This window comes from Maribacter arcticus (genome assembly GCF_900167935.1).
In the GTDB taxonomy this organism is placed as follows: Bacteria; Bacteroidota; Bacteroidia; order Flavobacteriales; family Flavobacteriaceae; genus Maribacter; species Maribacter arcticus.
In genome coordinates, this window is the sequence record NZ_FUYL01000002.1 from 103,614 (window position 1) to 128,366 (window position 24,753).

The 24,753-nt window shown below is 35.3% G+C and carries 21 protein-coding genes; 7 read left to right on the forward strand and 14 right to left on the reverse strand.

The genetic code is table 11. The features are described from left to right. Positions 1–37: 37 nt before the first annotated feature. The 5 genes from B5X55_RS03225 to B5X55_RS03245 all read right to left on the reverse strand — a co-directional run bounded on the left by B5X55_RS03225 (position 38) and on the right by B5X55_RS03245 (position 8,419). Complete coding sequence (locus tag B5X55_RS03225; protein WP_079511171.1) at positions 38–2,473, reverse strand: ABC transporter permease; 2,436 nt, start codon at positions 2,471–2,473, stop codon at positions 38–40. A 58-nt stretch (positions 2,474–2,531) separates the two neighbouring features. After that, positions 2,532–4,880: an ABC transporter permease gene (locus B5X55_RS03230; RefSeq protein WP_079511172.1), complete on the reverse strand. Its 2,349-nt coding sequence runs from the start codon at positions 4,878–4,880 to the stop codon at positions 2,532–2,534. A 94-nt stretch (positions 4,881–4,974) separates the two neighbouring features. Next, on the reverse strand, positions 4,975–5,670 hold the full coding sequence (locus B5X55_RS03235; protein ID WP_079511173.1) for an ABC transporter ATP-binding protein: 696 nt from the start codon (positions 5,668–5,670) through the stop codon (positions 4,975–4,977). Positions 5,671–5,734: 64 nt separating this feature from the next. Continuing rightward, positions 5,735–6,985 (reverse strand): efflux RND transporter periplasmic adaptor subunit, encoded by a 1,251-nt coding sequence (locus tag B5X55_RS03240; protein ID WP_079511174.1) that lies wholly within the window; start codon positions 6,983–6,985, stop codon positions 5,735–5,737. Between the two features lie 84 nt (positions 6,986–7,069). After that, a complete protein-coding gene (locus B5X55_RS03245; RefSeq protein WP_079511175.1) occupies positions 7,070–8,419 on the reverse strand; it encodes a TolC family protein in 1,350 nt (449 codons plus the stop codon). A 201-nt stretch (positions 8,420–8,620) separates the two neighbouring features. On the opposite strand from B5X55_RS03245, the gene B5X55_RS03250 reads away from it, so the two are divergent. Further along, positions 8,621–9,985 (forward strand): sigma-54-dependent transcriptional regulator, encoded by a 1,365-nt coding sequence (locus tag B5X55_RS03250; RefSeq protein WP_079511176.1) that lies wholly within the window; start codon positions 8,621–8,623, stop codon positions 9,983–9,985. 134 nt (positions 9,986–10,119) lie between these two features. Further along, positions 10,120–11,331 carry a sensor histidine kinase gene (locus tag B5X55_RS03255; protein ID WP_234999653.1) on the forward strand — a complete coding sequence of 404 codons (1,212 nt, stop codon included), beginning with the start codon at positions 10,120–10,122 and terminating at the stop codon, positions 11,329–11,331. Positions 11,332–11,333: 2 nt separating this feature from the next. On the opposite strand, the gene B5X55_RS03260 is transcribed toward B5X55_RS03255, so the two are convergent. From B5X55_RS03260 to B5X55_RS03280, 5 genes are read right to left on the reverse strand one after another with little or no spacing between them, the layout of a single operon-like run. Further along, entirely contained in the window at positions 11,334–11,678 is a 345-nt protein-coding gene (locus tag B5X55_RS03260; RefSeq protein ID WP_079511178.1) for an MGMT family protein, read from the reverse strand. Positions 11,679–11,691: 13 nt separating this feature from the next. After that, positions 11,692–12,318 carry a LysE family transporter gene (locus B5X55_RS03265; protein WP_079511179.1) on the reverse strand — a complete coding sequence of 209 codons (627 nt, stop codon included), beginning with the start codon at positions 12,316–12,318 and terminating at the stop codon, positions 11,692–11,694. Positions 12,319–12,322: 4 nt separating this feature from the next. Continuing rightward, positions 12,323–12,991, reverse strand: a complete 669-nt coding sequence (gene trmB, locus B5X55_RS03270; protein WP_079511180.1) for a tRNA (guanosine(46)-N7)-methyltransferase TrmB — start codon at positions 12,989–12,991, stop codon at positions 12,323–12,325. A 52-nt stretch (positions 12,992–13,043) separates the two neighbouring features. Beyond that, on the reverse strand, positions 13,044–14,114 hold the full coding sequence (locus tag B5X55_RS03275; RefSeq protein WP_079511181.1) for a sensor histidine kinase: 1,071 nt from the start codon (positions 14,112–14,114) through the stop codon (positions 13,044–13,046). After that, positions 14,115–14,801, reverse strand: a complete 687-nt coding sequence (locus B5X55_RS03280; protein WP_079511182.1) for a response regulator transcription factor — start codon at positions 14,799–14,801, stop codon at positions 14,115–14,117. Between the two features lie 183 nt (positions 14,802–14,984). Here B5X55_RS03280 and B5X55_RS03285 point away from each other — a divergent pair, with 183 nt between their 5' ends. From B5X55_RS03285 to B5X55_RS03305, 5 genes are all read left to right on the forward strand, one after another. Beyond that, positions 14,985–17,792 carry a TonB-dependent receptor gene (locus B5X55_RS03285; RefSeq protein WP_143814392.1) on the forward strand — a complete coding sequence of 936 codons (2,808 nt, stop codon included), beginning with the start codon at positions 14,985–14,987 and terminating at the stop codon, positions 17,790–17,792. Between the two features lie 19 nt (positions 17,793–17,811). Further along, positions 17,812–19,836, forward strand: coding sequence for a beta-helix domain-containing protein (locus B5X55_RS03290; RefSeq protein WP_079511184.1), 2,025 nt, complete (start codon positions 17,812–17,814; stop codon positions 19,834–19,836). 149 nt (positions 19,837–19,985) lie between these two features. Next, positions 19,986–20,294 carry a T9SS type A sorting domain-containing protein gene (locus tag B5X55_RS03295; RefSeq protein WP_079511185.1) on the forward strand — a complete coding sequence of 103 codons (309 nt, stop codon included), beginning with the start codon at positions 19,986–19,988 and terminating at the stop codon, positions 20,292–20,294. 180 nt (positions 20,295–20,474) lie between these two features. Continuing rightward, a complete protein-coding gene (locus B5X55_RS03300) occupies positions 20,475–20,798 on the forward strand; it encodes a T9SS type A sorting domain-containing protein (protein WP_079511186.1) in 324 nt (107 codons plus the stop codon). Between the two features lie 74 nt (positions 20,799–20,872). Next, positions 20,873–21,850, forward strand: coding sequence for a LuxE/PaaK family acyltransferase (locus B5X55_RS03305; protein WP_079511187.1), 978 nt, complete (start codon positions 20,873–20,875; stop codon positions 21,848–21,850). On the opposite strand, the gene B5X55_RS03310 is transcribed toward B5X55_RS03305, so the two are convergent. The 4 genes from B5X55_RS03310 to tyrS form a co-directional block, all read right to left on the reverse strand. Beyond that, on the reverse strand, positions 21,847–22,287 hold the full coding sequence (locus tag B5X55_RS03310) for a hypothetical protein (RefSeq protein WP_079511188.1): 441 nt from the start codon (positions 22,285–22,287) through the stop codon (positions 21,847–21,849). The genes B5X55_RS03305 and B5X55_RS03310 overlap by 4 nt on opposite strands. A gap of 70 nt (positions 22,288–22,357) precedes the next feature. Continuing rightward, positions 22,358–22,807 (reverse strand): hypothetical protein, encoded by a 450-nt coding sequence (locus B5X55_RS03315; RefSeq protein ID WP_234999654.1) that lies wholly within the window; start codon positions 22,805–22,807, stop codon positions 22,358–22,360. Between the two features lie 168 nt (positions 22,808–22,975). Beyond that, complete coding sequence (locus B5X55_RS03320; protein WP_143814393.1) at positions 22,976–23,362, reverse strand: hypothetical protein; 387 nt, start codon at positions 23,360–23,362, stop codon at positions 22,976–22,978. Between the two features lie 49 nt (positions 23,363–23,411). Then, the gene (gene tyrS / locus B5X55_RS03325; protein ID WP_079511191.1) at positions 23,412–24,707 is read right to left on the reverse strand and encodes a tyrosine--tRNA ligase; all 1,296 of its coding nucleotides are present in this window, start codon (positions 24,705–24,707) and stop codon (positions 23,412–23,414) included. Between the last annotated feature and the right edge of the window lie 46 nt (positions 24,708–24,753).

The window sequence follows — 24,753 nt, forward strand, 5'->3', positions numbered from 1 at the left end:
GATTGATGACCAGATGAAATTCACCTCAAATTTTATTTCATTCTGAACGTAAACTTTTAACAGGGTTTACTATAGCGGCTTTTATACTTTGATAGCTTACCGTTAGCACAGAAATTAAAACCGCCAAGAATGCAGCCAGTAGAAAAACCCACCAAGGAATGTTTATACGATATGTAAAATCTTCTAACCACTTATTCATGACATACCAACCCAATGGTAAAGAAATTAATATGGCAATACCTACCAGCTTTAAGAAATCTATCGTAAGCCTCATAGATATTTGACTTACACTGGCACCCAAAACCTTGCGCACCCCAATTTCTTTAATTCGCTTTTCTGCGTTAAATGCAGCCAAACCAAAGAGACCCAAACAGGCAATTAACAGGGAAAGGACTGTGAAAATGATGAAAATATTACCTAACCTTCGCTCACTTTGATACGTGTTATTAAAGGCATCCTCCATAAAATAGTAATCAAATGGTTCACCAGGCACTATGGTATTCCAAACACCTTCTATTCGTGCAATGGCGTTAGTGAAATCACCTGGCTGTATTTTTACAGCTAAAGCATATGCTCTGTCTCCTAAATGAAGACTTACTGCATCTATATCTTCTTTCAAAGAAGCGATATGAAAGTCTTTAACAACCCCTATTATGGTAAAATATTCTGGATTATTTGAATCAAAACCGGGTGTGTACCTTTTACCGATGGCTTCTTTCGGACTTAATTTCATTATTCTTACCGCCGCTTCATTGACAATAATTGTAGTAGAATCATTTCCAAAATTTTTATCAAAATCACGGCCAGCTACCAGTTCAAAATCCATCGTAGAAACATAATCATAGTCAACTGCCCATGTCTGCATGCTTACCGCATTTTCTTGATCAGTTCCTCCTTCTTCAGGACTAAAAGTAGAATCACTTCGGCTAGATGGTGTTGGAAAAAAACTACTTAATGTAGCGTCTTTTACAAAGCCCAATTGTTTTACCTGTTCTTTAAAGGAGGTGACCTTGTCACCTGCTGTATATACATCATTAATAATCAAGACCTGGTCTTTGGAGAATCCTAGATCCTTACCTTGTATATACTTTAATTGTTGGTAAACAACCAAAGTACTCACGATTAAAAAGACTGAAATGGCGAACTGAAAAACAACTAGGGAATTTCTTATCGTTCCACCACCAACACTACTTCCGCCACCCCCTTTTAACACTTTAATAGGCATAAATCTTGACATGAAAAATGCGGGATAACTTCCTGAAAATAAACCTAAAATTACTACCGAACCTAAAAGTGTGACCCAAAAAACCGGACTAGTAAATGGTATGGAAACGTCCTTATTCGCTAGTGTATTAAAAAAAGGTAATGCAATAACGGCAAAAATAAGGGCGAGTAGTAAGGACAGAAAAGATATTAACCCAGACTCTACCAAAAACTGCCGCACCAAATCTATTTTATTAGAACCTAATGTTTTTCGTACCCCAACTTCTTTAGCTCGTTTTAGAGAGTGCGCCGTAGAAAGGTTCATAAAATTAACACTGGCCAAGACAATTAGAAAAACTGCTATAAATGACAGAATATAAATACTTTGAATATCATTGTTAGCACTAATCTCGGCCACTCTATGCGATTTCAAATGAATATCGGTCAATGGCATCGTGCTATAAACCAAGTAGCTGCCAGATTTTTTTAACTGTTCTTCAGTTATACCTGGCATATACTGTTGTACACCAGGAATCACATATTTACCTAAAAATCCACGTAATTGTTCTTGTATATCAGCAGCATTGACCGTGGGTATTAGCTTAATAAAAGTCTGATAGTTATTACTGCCCCAATTAATCTCTTTGGCATCACCATTCCCTTCCATTGATTCAAAAACAGAATGGTCTCTCAAGAAAGAATTCTGCGGAAAATCATCAATAACCCCGACTACGGTATACGTTTCCTCATTATTAAGAACTAAATTTTGTCCTACGGCATTGCCGATTTCAAAATGTTTTTCAGCAGCCGTTTTAGTTAGTACTAACGTATTTGGATTTTTTAATGCAGTTTTTACATCGCCTGCCAATAATTCTAAACCAAACATTTCAAAAAAGCTAGCGTCTACAAAAGTGGTCTGCTCTTCTTTTACATTAGCTTGATCATCTGCTTTGCGAACCAATGCACTACCCCGTGTTCTAAACCTAGTGACCAATTCAATTTCAGAAAAATCATTTTTTAATGCTTCTGCCATAGGTGCTGGAGTTACGGCAAATTCACGTGCATCGCCTCCAAATTTAATATCTGCATGTATTCTATGAATGCTATTGGCATCAGCGAACATTTTATCATAACTCATTTCATCATAGATGTACAATGCTATAAGTAGTGCCCCAGCCATACCAATAGCTAGACCGAATGTATTTAGAAATGTAAAAAAAGGTTGCTTTTTTAGACTTCTCCAAGCGATTTTAATATAGTTTTTAAACATGATTCTCGTTTTTTGATGATTGATTGATGCGGTGAAATTCACCTTATATTTTTTTACTTCATTCGGTACGTAAACTTTTTACAGGGTTAGCTTTAGCTGCTTTTAAAGCTTGAAAGCTTATGGTTAACAATGCAATGGCTATAGCAATTGTACCAGCTATAACAAAAGTCCAAGCGTTTATAGAAATACGGTATGCATAACCTTCAAGCCAATTTTGCATTAATAACCATGCAATTGGGCTGGCAATTAAAATGGCTATCAAAACCAGGTTCATAAAATCTTTTGACAACAAGCCTACAATACTTGATATACTAGAACCTAAAACCTTTCGTACGCCAATCTCTTTTCGGCGCTGGTCTGCAGTAAATGCTGACAACCCAAATAAACCTAAGCAAGAAATAAGAATGGCAAGCAAGGCAAAGATTTGAGAAAGACTACCTATTAATTTTTCACTTGTGAACTTGGCATTATAAGCGTCATCTACAAACTCATATTCGAAAGGAAAAGCTGGGTTATACTTTTTTAATACCGTTTCCATAGCTGACAATGCAGTAGTGGTTGCCATTCCTACCTTTGCTTTCACATATAGAAAACGTGCTTCGCCATGGTAATTGAAAAATATTACTGGATCACTAGACCCATACATATCGTCATATAAATAGTCTTTGACTACACCGATTACAGCATAGTCATTCTCAATTGTTTTTCCAATTGCGCTGCCGGTTCCCATTAATTTTGCAAAAGACTCACTTACTATTAGATTTGTACTGTCTTGTGCAGGATTCGTACTAAAACCTCTACCCTCAAGAATTTTCATTCCGGCTGTATCAAAGAAATTTGAACTTATATACCTCGTGGATACTAGCACATTTTCTGTATCTACACCACCCTGCCATTCTAAACCTGATGTATTATTGCCCCCTGATAAAATATCTGAATTATTCAATCCTACACTTTCAATCATACCCGATGCAATCATTTCTTGCTCTATAGGATTGAAATTTTTAATCATATCTCCCTTAACAGGTATCTTGACCAGATTTTCTTTATCATACCCTAAATCTCTTCCTTTAACATGCTGAACTTGTTGATAGACAATTATGGTACTGATGATAAATACAATGGAAACCACGAATTGGGTAGCTACCAGTCCTTTTCGAATTAATGATGCACTACCCTTTGCTCTGGGCGCACCCTTTAGCACTTCTACAGGCTTAAAAGAAGATAAATAGAATGCTGGATACCAACCAGCAATAAGGCCACAAAACAACATTATACCCAATAAGGTTAAAATATGTACCGGGTTCACTAAACTAAAATCTAATTGTTTATCAATGAGTAGGTTGAATTTCGGAATAAGAAGCTTCAATAGTACTACGCTCAACACTGCCGAAAAAGCTGCAGTAATCACTGCTTCTGCCATAAACTGAGATATCAGTCCTTTTCTACCAGAACCTAATACTTTTCGAACTCCGACTTCATTGGCTCTCTTTTCGCTTCTTGCCGTAGCAAGATTCATAAAATTTACGCAGGCAATCAATAATATAATGATGGCAATGAGACTAAAGAGTCTTACATATATAATTTGCCCTCCAACTTTTTTACCACCTTCAAAGGTTGACCTTAAATGCCAATCTTTCATCGAATGTAGAAATGCATAGACCTCAGCATCTTCAGTTTTTTGAGGGAGTATTTTTTTTACCTTATCATTTACAGAGTTAAAATCTGTCTCTGGCGAAAGCTCAACAAATGTATCTGAGAAAAGGGAACCATACTCTAGCATCCAATCTTTACCTACCGCGTATCGCTCAAATGGAGCAACCCAATCAAAATTATAAGTTGCATTATTGGGCAAATCTTCAAAAACCCCAGAAATGGTATAGTTTGTATCATTATTTACTTTAATAACCTTACCAATCGCCGAACCATTTTCTCCGTAAAGTTGTGTGGCCGTTTTCTGTGAAATAATAATGGCATCTACATCTTTGAAAGCCGTCTCTAAACTACCTTCAACAAACGAAAGACTGAACATGTTTAAAAAATCAGGGTCGGCATATCGACCTTGCTTACTAATAGATTTATCATCTACTTGAAACATTAAATCTTCCCCTTTGGTTCTAGCCGCACCTATGACACCGGGAACTTCGTCTTTTAATACTTGTGCTAACGGCCCAGGTGTTGCTTGAAAAAATGTTCTCCATTCTCCATCATATTGTTGGTTGGTAGGCACATAATAAACTACATCTTGCTTCGAAAAATTACTATCAAAACTTACCTCATCCTCTACCCAAAGTAAAATCATTGCGGCACAGGTAATACCAATGGCCAGGCCAAAAATATTTAGCAGGCTATATCCTTTATTCTTCCAAAGATTTCGCCAAGCGATTTTGATATAGTTTTTGAACATGGTGCTCGTTTTTTGATTGATTTCTAAAATAAAATCCGTGATTAAGGGATAAGTTTGGTTGGTTTGGTGTTGATTGATGAATAAACTCTACCTATTAAATCATTGCGCCGATAGCCCTATTTTGACTTTCGGTAACTATTTGTCCATCGAAAAGATTAACTATTCTATGAGCAAAATGAGAATCGTGGTCTGAGTGTGTTACCATTACTATTGTGGTTCCTTCCTGGTTTAATTCTGTTAATAAGTTCATTACTTCCAAACCATTTTTAGAATCTAAATTACCCGTAGGCTCATCGGCTAATATTAATTTCGGATTCGTAACAACTGCTCTTGAAATGGCAACACGTTGCTGTTGACCACCTGATAATTGCTGTGGAAAATGTTTTTCTCTATGTGCAATTTTCATACGTTCAAGTACTTTCATTACCTTTTCTTTACGCTCTGCCTTGCCCATTTTCAAATAGATTAACGGCAGCTCTACATTTTCAAATACGGTAAGTTCATCTATTAGATTAAAGCTTTGAAATACGAAGCCAAGATTTCCTTTACGCAATTGTGTACGTTGGCTTTCTTTTAAACCACCTACCTCATTTCCGGCAAAATTATAACTGCCATCGGTAGGGTTATCTAACATACCTATGATATTCAAAAGTGTTGATTTACCACAGCCTGAAGGCCCCATTATAGCGACAAATTCACCATCCTCTACTTTTAAGTTGACATTGTTCAATGCCAATGTTTCTACTTCTTCTGTTCTAAAACTTTTTTTAAGATTCGTAATGGTTATCATTTTCGATTGATTTTAATTGTTATTTAAAAGACACCTCAACTATGCTAGATGTGACAGTTTATTTCTATTTTAATATGATTCTTTCAGCCTCACCGAAATTATCATAGTTACTGGTAATTACTTTTTCTCCGGCTTGTAAACCTTCTAATACTTCGTAGTATCTAGAATTTTGTTTACCGATTCTTATATTTCTTTTTATCGCCTCTCCTCCATCAGGTCCTACTACAAAAATCCATTGTCCGCCAGTACTTTGAAAAAAGCTTCCTTTTGGTAATAATAATGCGTCATTAGATTCACCTAATTGTAATTTGATGTTATAACTCTGACCTGAACGTATCGTTTCTGGTTTGTTATCTGTAAATACCAAATCAACTTTAAAACGGCCATTTCTAACTTCTGGATAGACTTTTCTTAATCGTAACGGAAATTCAGTGCCGTTACGCTCCAATACTGCAACCAAATCTCTTTTTACACGATCTATATAATGCTCGTCAATATCAGCTTCAATTTTATAATCGGTTAACACATTTATCTGTCCTATTCGCTGCCCTTGTGCAATATTCTGACCTATTTCAGCATCTAAAAAGCCCAATTGGCCATCTGCCGGGGCACGAACATTTAAATGATCTAAACGTTGGTACACCATACCCAAAGTTTTCTGCATACGGTCTAAATCAGTATCTAATCCTTTAAGAGAAGTTTCGCGTAATTCATCATCTTGTATGGTTTGCACCTTAATGATTTCATGCTGCTTTTGAGATAATTCGTAATTTTCTTTTGACAGTTGATACGCTTCTTTTGATATTAGTTCATCATCATACAACGCTTTGTTCTGCTCATAGTTTCTTTTAAGTCGCTGTAAATCTGTTGATGCCGTTGCCAATGATCTTCTACCTTCTACCTGTCTTGAATCAAAATTCATTTTTGTAGACCTTAGATCGTTTTGTTTCAATGCCAAATTACTTTCGCTCGCTAGAATCTGTTCATATAGGTTCATGTTTTCTAATTTTAGAATGATGTCTCCTTTTTTGACAATTGCACCTTCTTCTATTAGTTTTTCGCTCACACGACCACCTTCATAAGCATCCATATAAATAGTAGCGATGGGAGCTACATTACCATTAATAGTAATATAGTCATCAAATTTACCAGCCGATACTTCTGCAATTGACAACTTATCTTTTTCTGTTCTAAAGGTTGAAACAGAACTTGAGAATAAAAGTTGATACCCTACAAATAGTACTAAAATACCAATTGCGATGTACCCGTAATGCTTGGGTTTAAGTCCTTTTTTCTTTTCTAGTTTTATATCCATTATTTCGTTGTTCTTTGATAGTTGTTGGTAATTCGTATTATGTTATTCTATTTTTTCCTAGAACTTTACATTCCTTTTTATAGTCTAAGAGCCTATATTAAAAACGGGTAATCCTCTGTAAAAATCTAAAGTACTTTTATTGATTTCTGAACGCAGTTTAACTTGTAAATTTTCATTCTGTGCACTTGCGAATAAATTTTTTGCTGTGAATAATTCCAGCGCATTTATCATCCCTTTTTCATAGCGTTTTTGAGCAATCGTGAATGCTAAGTTTTGAGCCTCCATTTTTTGGTTACTTTGTACCAATTCTACTAAAAGTGAATTATAATCTTGCACCAATTGCTGAATAGCCTGAAAAAGTACTTGTTCTTGTGTCTTTAAATTATTCTCTGCTCTTAGACGTTCTATTTTAGATTGCTTTACTCTAGATCTTGCAGACCAGCCATTACTAATAGGAACATTTATATTTATACCTACATATTGTGAAGTGTTATCTCTAAACTGCTCTCTAAAAGGTAATGTATTGCCCAAGGTATCTCTTGTAGTTTCAAAATAACCTGTGCCAATACCTGCAAATAATGATAGTGATGGATAAAGTCTGCCTCTTGAAACTGCTACCTGCTTTTTGGCTGCTTTAGCTCTCAATTCTTGAGCTTTAATCATAGGTAAAAATTCACGTGCTTCACTATATATAGAGTCGGATGCAATCTCTTCATGGTCTAAATCATTGGTGATTTCTGCCAAATCTTCCTGTATTAAAATATCGGAAACATTCTCTAAATTCATTTCTTGTATTAAGGCTAGCTTAGCTGCAGCTAATTGATTCTTACTCTGCGTTACATTCAACTTATCTGTCAATAACAGAGACTCAGCTTCATATAAATCAGCGCCTGCCTTTAAGCCCAATTCTATCTGCTTTCCTACTAAATCATAGTTCGATTGAGAAACATTCAATTGCTCGTTTGAAATTTCAACTAAGCCTTTAAAAAACTGGATGTCATAAAAAGCTTGCATCACCCTAAATGCCAACAAATATTTTTGCTGCAACACTTCTTCTTGTGTAGCCTGATATAAAAACTTTGATGCTTTAATGGAATTAATTTTCTGAAATCCTTGAAATAAATCAATCGACGATTCAAGAGAATAGTTATTCGAATAAAAATCTTGATTAACGAATGTACCTGTATTCGGATCTTCTGCTCTACCAAAACTGATATTATAATTGGCATTGGCGTTCACCGAAGGCAATAAATTGCGAATCGATTGTCTGTACGTCTCTCTATTAGATTGGTCTGTATATTCAAAATCATTAAGCTGTAAATTATGCTCTAAAGCAAAGGACACACACTCATCTAATGTCCAAGTTTCTTGGGCAATAATAGAACCCCAAATGGAGAAGAGTAAAATGGTTGTTATTTTAATTTTTTGATTCATTTCTATATTGGTATGCCATTCTATATACTATATGCGTGCCATAACCATAAGATATTGATAATCAGTCTTATAAATAAAAATACTATTAAATTATTTCTAATGACTGTAAAAATGTTGTACAGATATTGTAAAATATTTTGACACTACAGTGAAAATACAATCTTCTATATGTAGTTTTAAATAAGTTAATTGATTTCTAAAATGAACGAAGCCAAAATCTTAGTAGTTGATGATACCAAAAGTGTACTAAGCGCTTTAGAAATATTATTGCAGTTCGAATATAAGAGTGTTCAAACTATTTCAAATCCAAATCTACTTTCCTCATTTCCCAATCTCGCAGAAATAGATATCATATTATTAGATATGAATTTTTCGGCAGGTGTCAATACTGGCAATGAGGGTCTTTATTGGTTACGAGAAATTAAAAAGAAAGCACCACATATATCGGTAATTATGATGACTGCCTACGGTGCTATAGAGCTTGCTGTAGAAGCGTTGAAAGAAGGTGCTACAGATTTCGTTTTAAAGCCTTGGAATAATGAACGCCTGTTAACTACAGTAAAATCGGCCTATGAACTTCGTAAATCACAGAAAGAAGTACAACACTTAAAACAGAAAGAGAACAATCTTAAGCAGGTTATTAATCAGAATAAAAATTATATCATTGGGAATTCAAAAGCCCTTAACAGTGTGCTAAGTCTTGTTCAAAAAGTTGCTAAAACCGATGTCAATATTTTGGTTACTGGTGAAAATGGCACTGGAAAAGAGTTAATCGCGAGAGAACTACACAAATCATCTGCTCGAAATAATGAAGTCTTTATATCTGTGGATATGGGTTCTATTTCTGAAAATTTATTTGAAAGTGAACTTTTCGGACATGTAAAGGGATCCTTTACCGATGCAAAAGAGGATCGAGCGGGTAAGTTTGAAGCAGCCAACGGAGGTACTTTATTTTTAGATGAAATAGGAAACCTCTCTTTACAAATGCAAGCGAAGTTATTATCTGTTATTCAAAACAGGGTCGTCGTTCGTGTAGGCTCCAACAAAACAATCGCTGTAGATATTAGGCTTATATGTGCCACCAATTGTAATTTGGATCAAATGGTAGCAGATGGCTTATTTCGAGAAGATCTTTTATACAGAATCAACACTATTCAAATAGAAGTGCCAGCACTAAGAGACCGAGATGGAGATGTTTTAACTTTATCTGACTTCTTCTTGAAAAAATTTGCACATAAATACGGTAAATCGAGTTTGAAAATTAATCAATCTGCACAAGAAAAATTAATGGAATATGCTTGGCCAGGCAACGTTAGAGAGTTATTACATACTATGGAACGTGCTGTAATTCTTTCAGAAGCGAACGTGCTAAAACCCATGGATTTTCTTTTGGAAACCAAAACATCTTTTTCTGTTGAAGACGGACCAAAAACTTTAGAGGAAATGGAGTTGATTATGATTACAAAAGCATTGAATGAAAATGAAGGTAATTATAGTGCGGCAGCAGAACAATTAGGAATTTCTAGACAGACACTCTATAATAAATTAAAAAAATCAGGTAAGTAATGGTCAGCAAAAATATATACTACCAACTTATTTTTAGAATAGTTCTAATTGCAATTTGTGCTCTTCTAGTGGCTTTCCTCTTTTTTAAAGAACACTATATTCTTTGCGGAATTTTTAGTTTAGTATTTTTTGGATTGTCATATAGCTTAGTATTTTATGTAAACCAAACCAACAGAAAGATTGCTTATTTCTTTGATGCCATTAAAAATGAAGATTTCACCTTACGTTTTCCTGAAAAGCTAAGTGTGAAATCGATGGAGGAACTTAATCATAGCTTGAATATGTTGAACAGTATGATTCAAGATATTCACTTAAAAAAGCAAGCACAAGAACAGTATTACCAAGAAATTCTAAGGCAGGCAGATATTGGTATTTTTACCGTAAATGAAAAAGGTCATATACTTTATGCTAATCCTACGGTACAGAATCTCTTAAATTATAGACCTCTAAATCATATTAAACAGCTAAAACAAATTGACCCTATTCTATATGGGCTTTTTGAATCTCTAGAACCTTTTCAAAGCACTTTATATTCATTAGGTAACGAACGGGGTAAAAAAGAGCTTACCTTAAAATGTACGCCCATTACCATTGAAGGAAAGAAACTTTTGCTGGTAATTGTGCACGATATACAAAAGGAATTGGATGATAAAGAAACGGATTCTTGGGTGAAATTGATACGTGTTCTCACCCATGAAATCATGAACACAATAACGCCCATTACCTCTATATCAGAATCTATTCTAAAATATTTTAAGAAGGGAAATCAACTATCAACGCCAGAAGAGTTTGGTGAAATACAGATTAAAAATTCTGCTAAAGGTTTAGAGGTGATAAAAGAACAGGGTAATGATTTAATGAGTTTTGTACAGTCGTACCGAACTTTTTTAAGTGTTCCTGAACCTGATAGGGAATTGATTCCTGCTAAAAAAATTCTAGAAAAAGTGAGGTTACTTATACAAGAGTATACCAATGTTCACAATATTACTTTAGAGGTTATTTGTGAGCCAGAAGATTTAGAGCTTTATATTGATGAGAAACAGCTAACCCAAATATTATTGAATTTAGGTAAAAACGCACAGCAAGCTATTGAAGAACAAGACGAGGGTAGCATCATCATAAAGGCAGGTATTGACCAGCAAGAAAAAAAATATATTACGGTTACCGACAATGGCCCTGGAATTTCACCTGAACTTTTAGATGAAATTTTTGTTCCTTTTTTCACCACCAAAAACACAGGGACAGGAATAGGCTTAAGCCTTAGCAAACAAATTATGCGGCTGCATGGTGGTTCTATTCGGGTAATTTCTAATGAAATGACCACCTTTACCTTAACCTTTGAATAAAACTACATATCTGCTTGTAGTTCAATAAAAGGGTCCCAAAAATATTTTTCAAGGTTTACTATTTGAAGATTTTTTATAATAACACCCTCACCTTCTAATAGCTGTTGCATAAGATTGGTGCCGTCAAAATGATGTTTTCCGGTAAGAAGTCCGGCTTTATTAACCACTCTATGTGCTGGTATATCTTCCATATTATGCGAAGCGTTCATTGCCCAACCCACCATTCGTGCACTTCGAGCAGCACCTAAATATTTTGCGATTGCCCCATAAGAAGTTACTCGACCCTCAGGTATCAATCGAGCTACTTGATACACTTTTTCAAAGAAATTTTCATTTTCAGGTTTCATGTTTACTTCAGCTTTAATTAAATAATCTAAAGCATGTAATAATAAACAAGAGTACCATTAATCCACTTAAAATATAATTACTGTTTTTAGAGAATGCATTTGTTTTATGCTCCATCCTATTAAAATAGAAAACGTATAGATACATAGCCAAGAATGTTCCGCTACCTGCCGCAATTATAAATATAATTTCGTCAATAATCTTGTAGCTAATTAACCCTTGTGTATGAAAAACGGTGTTCAAACCACTGTAATAAGGTATCGCTAAAAGATTGATTAAAGCCAAAAAGACTCCTTTCGAAAAGCTGTTGCGTTTCTTTGCTTCTACAACTACGAAAGCCTCTCTATGCTGTTTCTTTGCTTTCACAAAAAAATAAATTGCCAACACAAAAAACAGCACTAAGGCTATTTGCAATAAGACTTCTATAAAATGTTGGTTTCTAGATATATATTTAGCAATACGAACTGCAAGATATGTTTGCAACATAACAGCTACCGCAACACCTAAACCAAAAATAACTCCGTTTGCCTTACCCTTCTCAACACCAGTTTTGGCTACATTTAAATTGAGTAACCCAGGTGGCAATGAAGCAAAAAAAGCAGCCCCAAAAGTGAAAACAAATAAAGTTGCTAATTGTTGCATTTAATCAGTTTACCTTGAACCTAATAAAGGTAATAGGTTTTCCCTTTTCAAGATACTGATTTTCGTAGAAAGTCTGTATTTCAAGTACTTCTTTCGGACTCCCCTCATTCTTGTATACGTCATGATTGGCGTAAACCACCTCTAAACCTAGCCCATGAAGCAAGCCCAATGTATACCCATGCATAAACTCACTATCGGTTTTTAAATTGACGGTACCGTTTGGTTCCAAAACCCGTTTATAGCGCTTTAAAAACTCTTGGTTTGTCATGCGGTGTTTAGTACGCTTATATTTTATTTGAGGGTCCGGAAAAGTAATCCAGATTTCTGAAACCTCTTGCTCACCAAAAATATAGTCGACTAATTCAATTTGTGTACGAATGAATGTTACATTGGGTAAATTTTCTTCAATGGCAATTTTAGCGCCTTTCCAAAACCGAGCACCTTTTATATCAATACCAATAAAGTTCTTTTTAGGAAATCTTTTTGCCAAGCCGACAGTATATTCTCCTTTACCACAACCTAATTCTAACACAATCGGATTATCGTTTTTAAAATGGGTATTCCATTTACCTTTCAAAGGAAACCCGCTTACAATCTCTTCACGACTTGGCTGAATAACGTTCGAAAAAGTTTCGTTCTCCTGAAATCGTTTTAATTTATTTTTACTTCCCACAATTATTATATCTAAACTGCGGCAAAGCTAAGAAAAAAGAGAAGGTTAGCGATTATTCAACTTCTTCAATTTGAACAGTACTTTTTTCGAGTGTAAAAGAAAACTCTGAGCCTACCTCAACAGCACTTTCCACGTAAATTTTTTCGCCGTGAGCCTCAATAACATGTTTTACTATGGCCAAGCCCAAGCCTGAACCACCTTCACGTCTACTGCCACTTTGGTCAACCCTATAAAAACGTTCAAAAAGTCTCGGTATATGCACTGCGGGTATACCTTCTCCATTATCGGTTACCCTAACGATAACCTTATTCTTCACTAAATTTTCAACGCTTACTTCAGTAGTCCCATTTTCGTTACCATACTTAATAGAATTAACCAATAAGTTCGTAAGCACCTGTTGTATTTTTTCTTTGTCGGCATACACAAAAATTGGTTTTGGGTAAACGATGTCAAAAGTGAGCGTGATATTCTTTTTGGCTGCCTTCATTTCTAAAAGATCGAAGACACTCTGTATCAACTCTATGATGTTAAAAGACTTCTTCTCTAAATTAAGATCACCTACCTCTAATTTAGTAATAAGATCCAAATCTTTAACGATATAAATTAATCGATCAACTGCTTTGTTTGCTCGAATTAGATATTTTTTTCTAACGTTCTTATCATCTATTGCACCATCTAACAACGTCTCTATATACCCTTGCACGGTAAATAATGGTGTCTTTAACTCATGAGAAACATTGCCTAAAAAATCTTTTCGATATTCTTCTCGTATTTTAAGAGTATCGATTTCAATCTTTTTATCTTTCGCAAATTTCTCTATCTCAGCAGTTAAACTTCTCATATCGGTCGAAACCGGATATGATGGTAAAGTACTAGATTCTAGCAACTCAACATCATCATAGATTTTTTTAATTCTCTTGTAAATGAACTTCTCTATTCTTATCTGTAGGGTGACAAAAGAAATTATAAAGAATAAAATCGCTGCTGAAACAAGAACGCCCCAATTTAATGTACTAAATCGCCATTGCATAATGGCCAATAGTACGGTACCTATAACTACTATGTAGATAGATGACCGAAATGCAAAACGATATGATTTTTTTGAACGTAATGAAGCTGCCATTTATAGCACAAACTTATATCCTACTCCCTTTACCGTTTTAAAATGGTCTTCGCCAATTTTTTCTCGAAGTTTTCTAATGTGAACATCAATAGTACGACCACCTACAACAACTTCATTACCCCAAACCTTATCAAGAATTACTTCTCTTTTAAAAACCTTGCTAGGTTTTGAGGTCAAAAGTGCAAGAAGTTCAAATTCTTTTCTAGGCAAAATAATCTCTTTACCTTTTTTTATGATTTTATATTCTTCTCTGTTGATTACAATATCTCCTACCTGAACAATATCTTCTTGGGTATTTTCCTCGTTTTTAACTCGTCTTAATAGGGCATTCACCTTACTCACCAATACTTTTGGCTTAATAGGCTTAGTAATATAGTCATCTGCTCCTGCGTCAAAACCAGCTACCTGCGAATAATCTTCCCCCCTAGCTGTCAAAAAAGTGATAATGGTATTCTCCATACCGGGTGTTCTTCGTAAAATTTCGCAGGCCTCAATACCATCCATCTCTGGCATCATCACATCTAATATTATAAGATGAGGCATTTTCTTTTTTGCCTTGGCTACACCGTCTGCACCATTCTTTGCGGTATATACATCATAACCTTCAGCAGAAAGATTGTAAGCTACAATTTCAAGAATATCTGGTTCATCATCAACTAAAAGTATCCTAATGTCCTTCTTTTTCATGGTTTTCAAATTAGATTGATTCAGTCAAAAGTAAAGATAATACCATTACAGAAACGTCTGTTAACATTGATTTAATGTAGTAACAATTACGTAACACTAAGAAAATAAAGGTTTAACATGTAGGTAACTCGACCTTTACAGCTACTAACGTCCTTTGCACAAAATTTAAGACCATAGAATATAATGAAAAATTTAATCACATGTTTATTCTTAATTTGTGTATCATATCTAAGTGCTCAGGATACGGGCAGCATTGCAGGAAAATTAATAGATAAGGAATATAATGATGAACCTTTAGCTTTCGCCAACATCCTTATAAAAGGAACAACTAAAGGAACAACTTCTGATTTTGATGGATTATATGAAATTTCAAATTTAACCCCAGGTAGCTATATACTACAAGTTAGCTATTTAGGATATGAAACTGTTGAAATACCGGCAGTAGAAGTAATTGCCGGAAAAGTAACCACCATAAATGTACCATTAAGCGCATCGGCAGGAGTTTCTTTAGATGAAGTAACTGTTACAACGGTTGCTCGTAAAGATTCTGAAACTGCTTTGTTGCTGGATCAGAAAAAAGCTATAGAAATCAAAGAAAGTATCGGCGCCCAACAATTAGCAAAAATAGGGGTGACGGATGTAGCGACAGCAACAACAAAAATCTCAGGAGTATCTAGCAGTGAAGCTTCAGGTGATGTTTTTGTTAGAGGTTTAGGTGACCGTTACCTAAGTACCACATTAAATGGTTTACCTGTACCTTCTGATGACGTTGAAAAGAAGAACATAGATTTAGGTCTTTTTCCAACAAGGGTAATTCAAAATGTAAGTGTAAGCAAGACCTATTCTGTACTTTCTTCAGCAGATCAAGCATCTGGTAACATCAACATAACTTCTAGAGAGTTGCAAGGCTCAGAAGAATTAAGCGTTTCTATTCGTTCAGGTGTCAATACTAATGTTGCTAAAAGTGGAGTTTTTGACAATTTCAAAGTGTCTCCCAATCAACGAAATGTAGATTTTGGATTTTTTGACCAGAATGCCTCTACAAGAGATTTAATTACCATTCAAGGTTGGAACCCTAAAGTTCAAAGCACCCCTATTGATTATACTTATTCAATATCTGCCGGTAAGCGAATTAAAGAAAAACTTTCAGCGTTCATTACTGCATCTCAATCTGAATCATATGAATACGGACAAGGTCTTTTTAGACAATTTCGGTCGAACTTCGTTGATGACACTATTACAGATGCTACAGTATATAGCAAGAAAGTGACTACTAGTGGCCTTTTAGACCTTTCTTACTTTATCAATGACAAAAACAAAATAAAGTCTAGTACCTTTTTTGTAAACAAATTGACTGATCAAGTTTATGAAGGAGGTAGAAATGGCGAAGGAACCATTTTTGAAGAAACTGACCCTGCAGAAGGACTTTCGCAGTTTGTTCGTGACCAAAATATTAAACAAACAAGATTATTAGTATCTCAGCTTTTGGGAACTCATAAACTCAGTGAAAAGAATTCTTTAGAATGGGCTAGTGGCTACAATTTGGTAAACGCTAATGAACCTAACCGGATTAGAAATGAAGTGAACTTTGACTCAGAAGGTAACTTAGTACAATTAGGACGTACTGGAGGATTTCAACAAAGAAAATCTAAACAACTAATTACCGACAATGAATTCAATGGATATTTAAAAGATGTTATTGAGGTTTTAATTGATGAGGAGAATGAAAAAACATTTAAAATAGAGCTTGGAGTAAATTATAGAAACAAAAAAAGAGATTTTGAATCGCTATTTGTTGGTGTAGAAGAAACGAGAACCAATACTATTAACCCTACTGACATTGATAATTTAGGCTCTATTTTTCAAGCATCTAATTTCGTAAGTGGAGACTTAGAATTAAATGAACTTCAAACAGATTTATATAACGGTAAATTGACTTCAAAAGCAGCATTTGCAGATTTCAATGTCGGCTTGAAAAAATGGAATTTTAATGCCGGTCTTCGTTTTCAAAAAGATGACCTAAATGTAACATATGATGTAGGTAACATACCAGGCAGAATTGGCGAAGCCAATAAAAACTACAATAACCTATACCCAAGTTTAAATGTTAAGTATAGTTTGAGCGAAAATCAAGCCTTACGTTTAGCTGTAAGCAATACTATTACATTACCAGAATTTAAAGAAGTTTCTCCTTTTGAATATGTATCACAAACAGGACAAGTCACTAGAGGTAACCCAGATTTAGATGCATCTAAAGATATTAATTACGACCTAAAATGGGAGTACTTTCCTTCCAACGGTCAGCTTATATCCCTAGCAGGTTTTTATAAAGAAATTAAAGATCCAATAAATAAAGTACAGGATCGTGGTTCTGCTGGTGTATTCTCATATTTCAATTCTGGAAACAAGGGTGAGGTGTACGGCTTTGAATTAGAGACTAAAGTAGATTTAGTGAAAGCTAACGACGAAGGTGATACACCAAAAGGCATTAACCTTGATCTTAATTTAAATGCTACTAGAATGTGGCACTCACAAGACCTAAAAGAGGTTCGTGATGCCGATGGAAACTTCATGAGAACATTTCGTTACAAAGGCTTAACACAGACGGGCTTACAGGGCGCTTCTGACTGGATTGTTAACACAAGCTTAAACTTTTCAACACCTTCAGACAATCCCTTTTCCGCATCTTTGACTGCGAATTATGCTTCTGACAAGATATATGCTCTTGGGGCCCCAGAGGTACAAAGTCAAAGCGAAACCTTCTATAACGATGCAATTATTGAAAAAGGATTTGTGGTTTTCGATGCCACCTTAACTAAAGAGTTAGACGAACATTGGACCTTGCGTTTTCTAGGTAGAAACTTATTGAATCCAGATATAAAGAGAACACAATTAGTGAAGCCTAGTACAACCAATGTAGAAACAGAAGAAATAGTACGCTCGTATACTAGCGGTACTACTTTAAGTTTAGGATTGAATTACAGCTTTTAAAAACCTTAATAAAACTAAAATGAAAAAAATAATAAAAATTTCGATGATTTTTGCTGCAGTTTGCGCTCTAATGTTGGCAAGTTGTAGTGGTGATGATAATGATGGTGGTGACCCCATACCTGATGCAACTTGCACTGATGGCAAACAAAACGGAGATGAAACCGGTGTTGATTGTGGTGGTACTTCATGTAATACGTGTCCGCCATTAGAAAGTACTGACCTTAACGGTAGTTTAGCAGAGGATCGCACTTTAGATAGTTCTAAAGAATATTCCTTAACAGGAACTTTTAGTGTAGAATCTGGTGCAACTTTAACGATACCCGCTGGTACTAAAATTATCTCGCAGTCAGGAACCGACAAATATATTGTTGTACAAAAAGGAGGTATGATTGATGTTCAAGGAACTGCTTCTGCTCCAGTAACGATGACTTCTTCTAATGAATCTCCAGGTGATTGGGGAGGTTTAGTTATCGCGGGTAACGCAACTACAACAGAAGGTGTTGATGCTACAGCTGAAGTGGGTGGTATTAAATATGGTGGATCTGTTGATACCGATAACTCAGGATCTATTGAATATTTAATAATCAATTATGCAGGTGCTCAAATCAATGCTGAATCACAATATAATGGTCTTACATTATATGCAGTTGGTTCGGGAACAACCATTGAAAATGTGGCCATGTTAAATGGTACTGACGATGGTGTTGAGTTTTTTGGCGGAACCGTGAGCGTAACCAACATGTATTTAGAAAACAACGAAGATGATGCTGTAGATTGGACTGAAGGTTGGAACGGTACTATTACAAATACATATGTACTACATAGTATAGAAGGATTCTCTACTGCTGCTGAAGGCGATGGCATTAACAATAATCCTAAATTCATAAACTTTACTGCAGTTTCGTCTGTAGGAGGTACTGCAATGCAATTCAAAAAAGAATCTGGAGCAACAATTACAGGTTTTTCTTTAGCGGGATATGAAACCACCATCGATATGAAAGATGCTGGTCCACTATCAAATATAAAGATTGATGGTGTAGATGCTAACCCGGCAAACACTTACATTGCCGCCCCATCTGTAGATGTATCTATTTTTGCTTGGGTAAATTCTAGTACCGAAGTTACTACTAGCATTCTTTCTGGAAGCATTACTTCAAACTTAACATTAGATGCTGCGATTACGTATTACCTAAGCAGCACTTTCAGTGTAAATTCTGGTGCAAAATTAACTATCCCTGCAGGTACAAAAATTATTGCAGATGTTGAAACTGGTGATGCTACTCAAACTTATATAGTAGTTCAGAAAGGAGCGCAGATAGATATACAAGGTACAGAAGCAGCACCAGTGGTATTTACATCAACTGGCGAAAGCCCTGGAGATTGGGGAGGTCTAGTAATTGCAGGTAATGCTGTGACTACTGAAGGTGTTAATGCAACTGCCGAAGTTGGTGGAATTCTTTACGGCGGCAATGATGACACAGATTCTTCTGGATCTATCAACTACCTAGTAATCAATTATGCAGGTGCTCAAATCAATGCCGAGTCGCAATATAACGGTCTTACCTTATACTCAGTTGGTTCTGGAACTACCATCGAAAATGTTGCAATTCTTAACGGTAAGGACGATGGTGTTGAATTTTTTGGCGGAACCGTAAGTGTTACCAATTACTATGCTGAAAATAACGAAGATGATGCTGTAGATTGGACTGAAGGTTGGAGTGGAACTCTTACCAATGCCTATTTATTACATTCTATTATAGGTTTTTCAACTGCCTTGGAAGGTGATGGTTTAAACAACAATCCGAAATTTGTTAACCTAACAGCAATCTCAACAGTTAACGGTACAGCTCTTCAGTTTAAAAAAGAATCTGGCGCAACGATAACAAATCTTTATGTAGAAGGTTATGCCACATTAGTAGACATGAAAGATAACGGCCCTTTGGCGAATGTTCAAATAGACGGTGCTGCTGCTACTATAGCCGGTCCATACAATTCTGGTACACAAGTAGATGTTGCTTCTTTTACTTGGGCAACAGAAAACTAAAAATATAGAGTGTAAGTTTAAGAAAAAGCCCGCAAATTGCGGGCTTTTTTGCATTTCATCGAAAAATTTAAAAGAATAGGGCTATCACCTTGACATTCAGGAATCAATATTCATATATTTGTGGTATACAATTTGTATTGTAGTAGCGTATGAAGCACCTTTACCTAATCATCTTTTTTCTTTTTATCTCCTTCAGCTATGGGCAAAGCACCCAAAGCAATGGAGATATTGATGGTTTCAGTATGTACCCAAACCCGGTTACTACTGGTAAAGTTTATATATCTACGAATCTCAATGCGCCTAAAGAAATATTCATCTACGATGTTTTCGGCACCCTTTTAATTAAAACAACAATATTAGGTAAGGAATTAAACCTTTCAGATTTAGATGCTGGTGTGTATGTTTTACGTGTCTTTGAAAAAGACAAAATGTCTACTCGAAAACTAATCGTTAAGTAGTATATTCCTTTATTCAACTTACCCCTGAACTACTTAATAGCAATCGGTTAAATACACATATTTCCGATGAATGGCTTCACGTATCGTATTGACCTACAAAATCTTAGCTTTCACAACATTTTCAGACTCCCAGTATAGCTTATAAGTACCTTTATCTCGTTGATCCCAAATCAATTAGAAATGAAAAAAATCTACTTTTTGCTATTTATGGTTCTATCTTTTGGTATTTATGCCCAAGACACAATAGATATCAATAACCTACGTAAAGATGAAATTGCCGGATTTAAATTGTATCCGAACCCTGCACTTGCAGATGTCGTCTATGTCACTACTGAAAAGAACAACTTAAAAGAAGTTAGAATCTATGATGTATTTGGCGAATTGGTATTAACCGATAAATTAACGGGCAAAGCAATGAACATCTCACGACTGTCACCTGGCGTTTATGTTGTTCAAGTAACTGAGAACGATAAATCGATTACTCGAAAATTGGTTGTAAAATAATACGCATACTTAATTTGGTTACCAAACCTTTAAAATAATTTGGTTCAGTACCTTTGCTTCAACCGGAAAAATTCATGGAGCAAAATGCTATTTTCGATATACGTACAGAAAATGAATTTCTTATTCAAGCACTGCGTATTTTTAAGTTTCAGTATGCAAATAACAGCGTTTACCGTACTTTTTGCGACCACTTACATGTTGACCCAAATACAGTCAAATCTTTAGAGCAAATACCATTTCTACCTATAGAATTTTTTAAATCGAAAAGTGTAGTAAGCTCCCCCAAGCTTGAAGAAATTATTTTTACAAGCAGCGGAACAACTGGCAGTGAAACCAGCAAACATTTCGTTACAGACTTAGGCCTTTACAAAGAAAGTTACTTACAAGCTTTCAAACAGTTTTACGGGAGTATTGAAGACTATTGTATACTAGCTCTTTTACCTTCCTATTTAGAACGAACAGGCTCTTCCCTTATTTATATGGTTGAAGATTTAATAGTAAAATCTAATCACCCTAAAAGCGGATTTTTCTTAAACGAATATGAACAGCTACACCAACTTCTACTTGAGCTTCAAAAAACAGATACTCAAATTTTAATTATCGGCGTTTCCTTTGCCTTATTAGAATTTACAGAGCAATATCAGCTATCTCTAAAGAACACCATAGTTATGGAGACTGGTGGGATGAAAGGTCGCCGTAAAGAGATTGTACGACAAGAATTACATCAATTACTAAGTGCTGGTTTCGGAGTAAACGAAATACACTCGGAATACGGAATGACGGAATTACTATCTCAGGGATATTCTAAAGGAAACGGAATATTCGATTGCCCTACTTGGATGCAGATTTTGGTTCGCGACACCGAAGACCCACTAACCTATCAAAAAACCGGAAAAACAGGCGGAGTTAATGTTATTGATTTAGCAAATATTAATTCTTGCTCTTTTATCGCTACTCAAGATTTAGGTAAGATTAATGAAGATGGTACTTTTGAAATTATTGGAAGATTTGACAATTCTGATATTAGAGGCTGTAACTTAATGGTGCTTTAGTTTTTACTCAGCACATAATCTAAACCAGGTCCGTCACAGGCTTGCCATGTACTAGAGATTTTAGTGGCCGATTTGTAAACCAACAATTCATTCAACCCATCTCCGCAATTACCAACCAATTCCTCACCAGATTCAAAAGTTAAGAGCAAATAATGTTCTGTATCATTTTCAAATTCCACTACCTCAAATGTGCCATTAGCAACTGTAACAACCTCATCTCTTGTTCTAGATTTCTCAAATGTACCAGCTGGATTCAACACATAATATTCTTGCCAAGCCATGTCATCACCAGTAGTTTTAGAACCTTTATAATTTCCGGTCATTTGAATTAATTCCCATTTTTGTTCAGAAAAAACAAATTGAGTAGATTCTAAACCGAAGTCATCTTCATTAGAACATGAGAACAACACTAGTGCAAAAGCGGCAAGTTTTCTCATAAAATACTAATTAAAATCTATTAAGAAGATACCATAAGACCAAAGCGTTGCGTTTAATCGGCAACGAAATTTAAAGTCCTAATATCTTGGCATCCACAAAGAATGTTGAATTAACTTCTAATTCATGATCAGCGCTCATCAATTCATCTGTAACCGTATTTAAGCGTAGGCTAAATTCATCTTTCTTAATGTATTCCTTCAAATCTGTGTCTGACGTATTTAGGGTAATTCTATTTCCTGCATCTTCTGGAACTTCACTTAATGATGCTATTTGAATTTCCTCTAATCCGTCTGCAGAAATATATACTTCTATAGAATTTAAGAAGCTAAAATCAGCAGTATCAGGAGATATAATAACCAATTCTAATTCAGTTAAGGTTATTTCTTCAATAAGGTCTTTGCGCGTATCGTTTACCGCAAACTTAGATTCAGAATTGGTCTCCATTTCTGGAGTAAAAATATCAAAAGGCAAATTTATACCCGTAGAGGAAGGAATAGTCGCTCGTTGGCTATATTCCATATCAAACTTGGTTAACTCATCTAGTTTATCACAGCTAACGAATAACGTAAATAGACAAAAAATTGAAAAATATCTCTTAAACATAGTGTAGGGGGTTTGACCATGCAAACGTATTATTCGCTTAAATATTTCGCAATAAATCTCATGAAATGATTAGTTCATTCATCTTCATCTTTTAAAAAGAAAAGTTACCTCATCATCTGCAATTTCAGTACTGTCCTGAAATGTCAATGTTAGCAGTGAACCTTCTACCTCAAAACGATATACTGAGTTATCTGAAAAGCCCAATCGGTCTGCTTGACCACCATAAAAATGTTCGCCACTTTCCCTAAAAAAAGTATATCCTCCATCATGGGTGACTGTCACCAAATCTCTATCTGTGTCAAATACAACTTTGGTTAGCGAGAAATCTGTGTCTGGTTCAAAACCACAATAACAGACTACTTGTGAAAGCACCCATTCACCTTCTAAGGCAGCATCTGCAATAGCCGGTTCATCATCTGGATCACACGCCAAAAACAATATTGACAAAACAACCAAAAATCTAAGCTTCATATCTAAACCTTTCAATTAAGATGACTTAATATGGTAATGGTTGCTTAATCTAGTTAAATACTAATACAAAATAGTTTTTCTTACCTCTTTGTATTAATACAAATTTGTCGTTAATCAAATCTTCTGAAGTAATTAAAAAATCTTCCTTTACCTTCTCTTTATTTACCGAAATGGAATTTTGCTTTAACTCTCTTCTAGCTTCACCATTAGAGCCTAAAAAATTGGTTTTGGCAGCTAGAGCCCCAATCATATCTAAACCATCGGTTAATTCAGATTTTGAAAGTTCTGCCTGAGGTACACCTTCGAAAATTTCTAGAAATGTCTTCTCATTTAACCCTTTTAAGTCTGATGCTGTAGACTTACCAAATAAAATTTCACTTGCGCGTACAGCATTTTCCAAATCATCTTGAGAATGTACCATAACAGTAATCTCATCGGCCAATCTTTTTTGCAATAACCTTAAATGGGGTGCCTCGGTATGTTGCTTTATTAAATCTTCAATTTCTTGCTGACCTAGAAATGTGAATATTTTAATATACTTTTCTGCATCATCATCTGATGTATTCAACCAATATTGGTAAAATTTATATGGCGATGTTCTTTCAGCATCTAACCATACATTACCCCCTTCGGTCTTACCGAATTTAGTGCCATCGGCTTTTGTTATTAACGGACAAGTAAGTGCATAACCTTTACCGCCTGCTATTCTTCTAATCAATTCAGTACCTGTAGTAATATTACCCCATTGGTCGCTACCACCCATTTGAAGGCTGCAGTTATGTTCGCGGTACAAATGAAGAAAATCATACCCTTGTACTAACTGATAGGTAAACTCTGTAAATGACATGCCCTCTTTAGCCTCAGAAGAAAGTCTTTTCTTTACTGAGTCTTTCGACATCATGTAATTCACGGTTATGTGTTTCCCTACATCTCTAATAAATTCTAAAAAAGAGAAGTTCTTCATCCAGTCATAATTATTGACTAGGACCGCAGCATTTTCACCATCTCCTGTAAAATCTAAAAAACGTGACAACTGCTCCTTTAATGCATTTTGATTATGTAATAGTGTCTTTTCATCAAGTAGATTACGTTCTGTAGATTTACCCGATGGATCACCAATCATACCTGTAGCACCTCCAATTAGCGCATATGGCTTATGACCAGCCAATTGAAAGTGGCGTAACATCATTACACCAACCAAATGACCTATATGTAAAGAATCTGCCGTTGGGTCAATACCCACATAAGCAGATTGCATTTCTTCCATTAAATGTTCCTCTGTTCCTGGCATTGCATCATGTAACATTCCGCGCCATTGTAACTCCTTGACAAAATTTGATGTCATCCTTTCCTGAATTTTAATTGAAATGCAAATATAAATGGAATTCTTG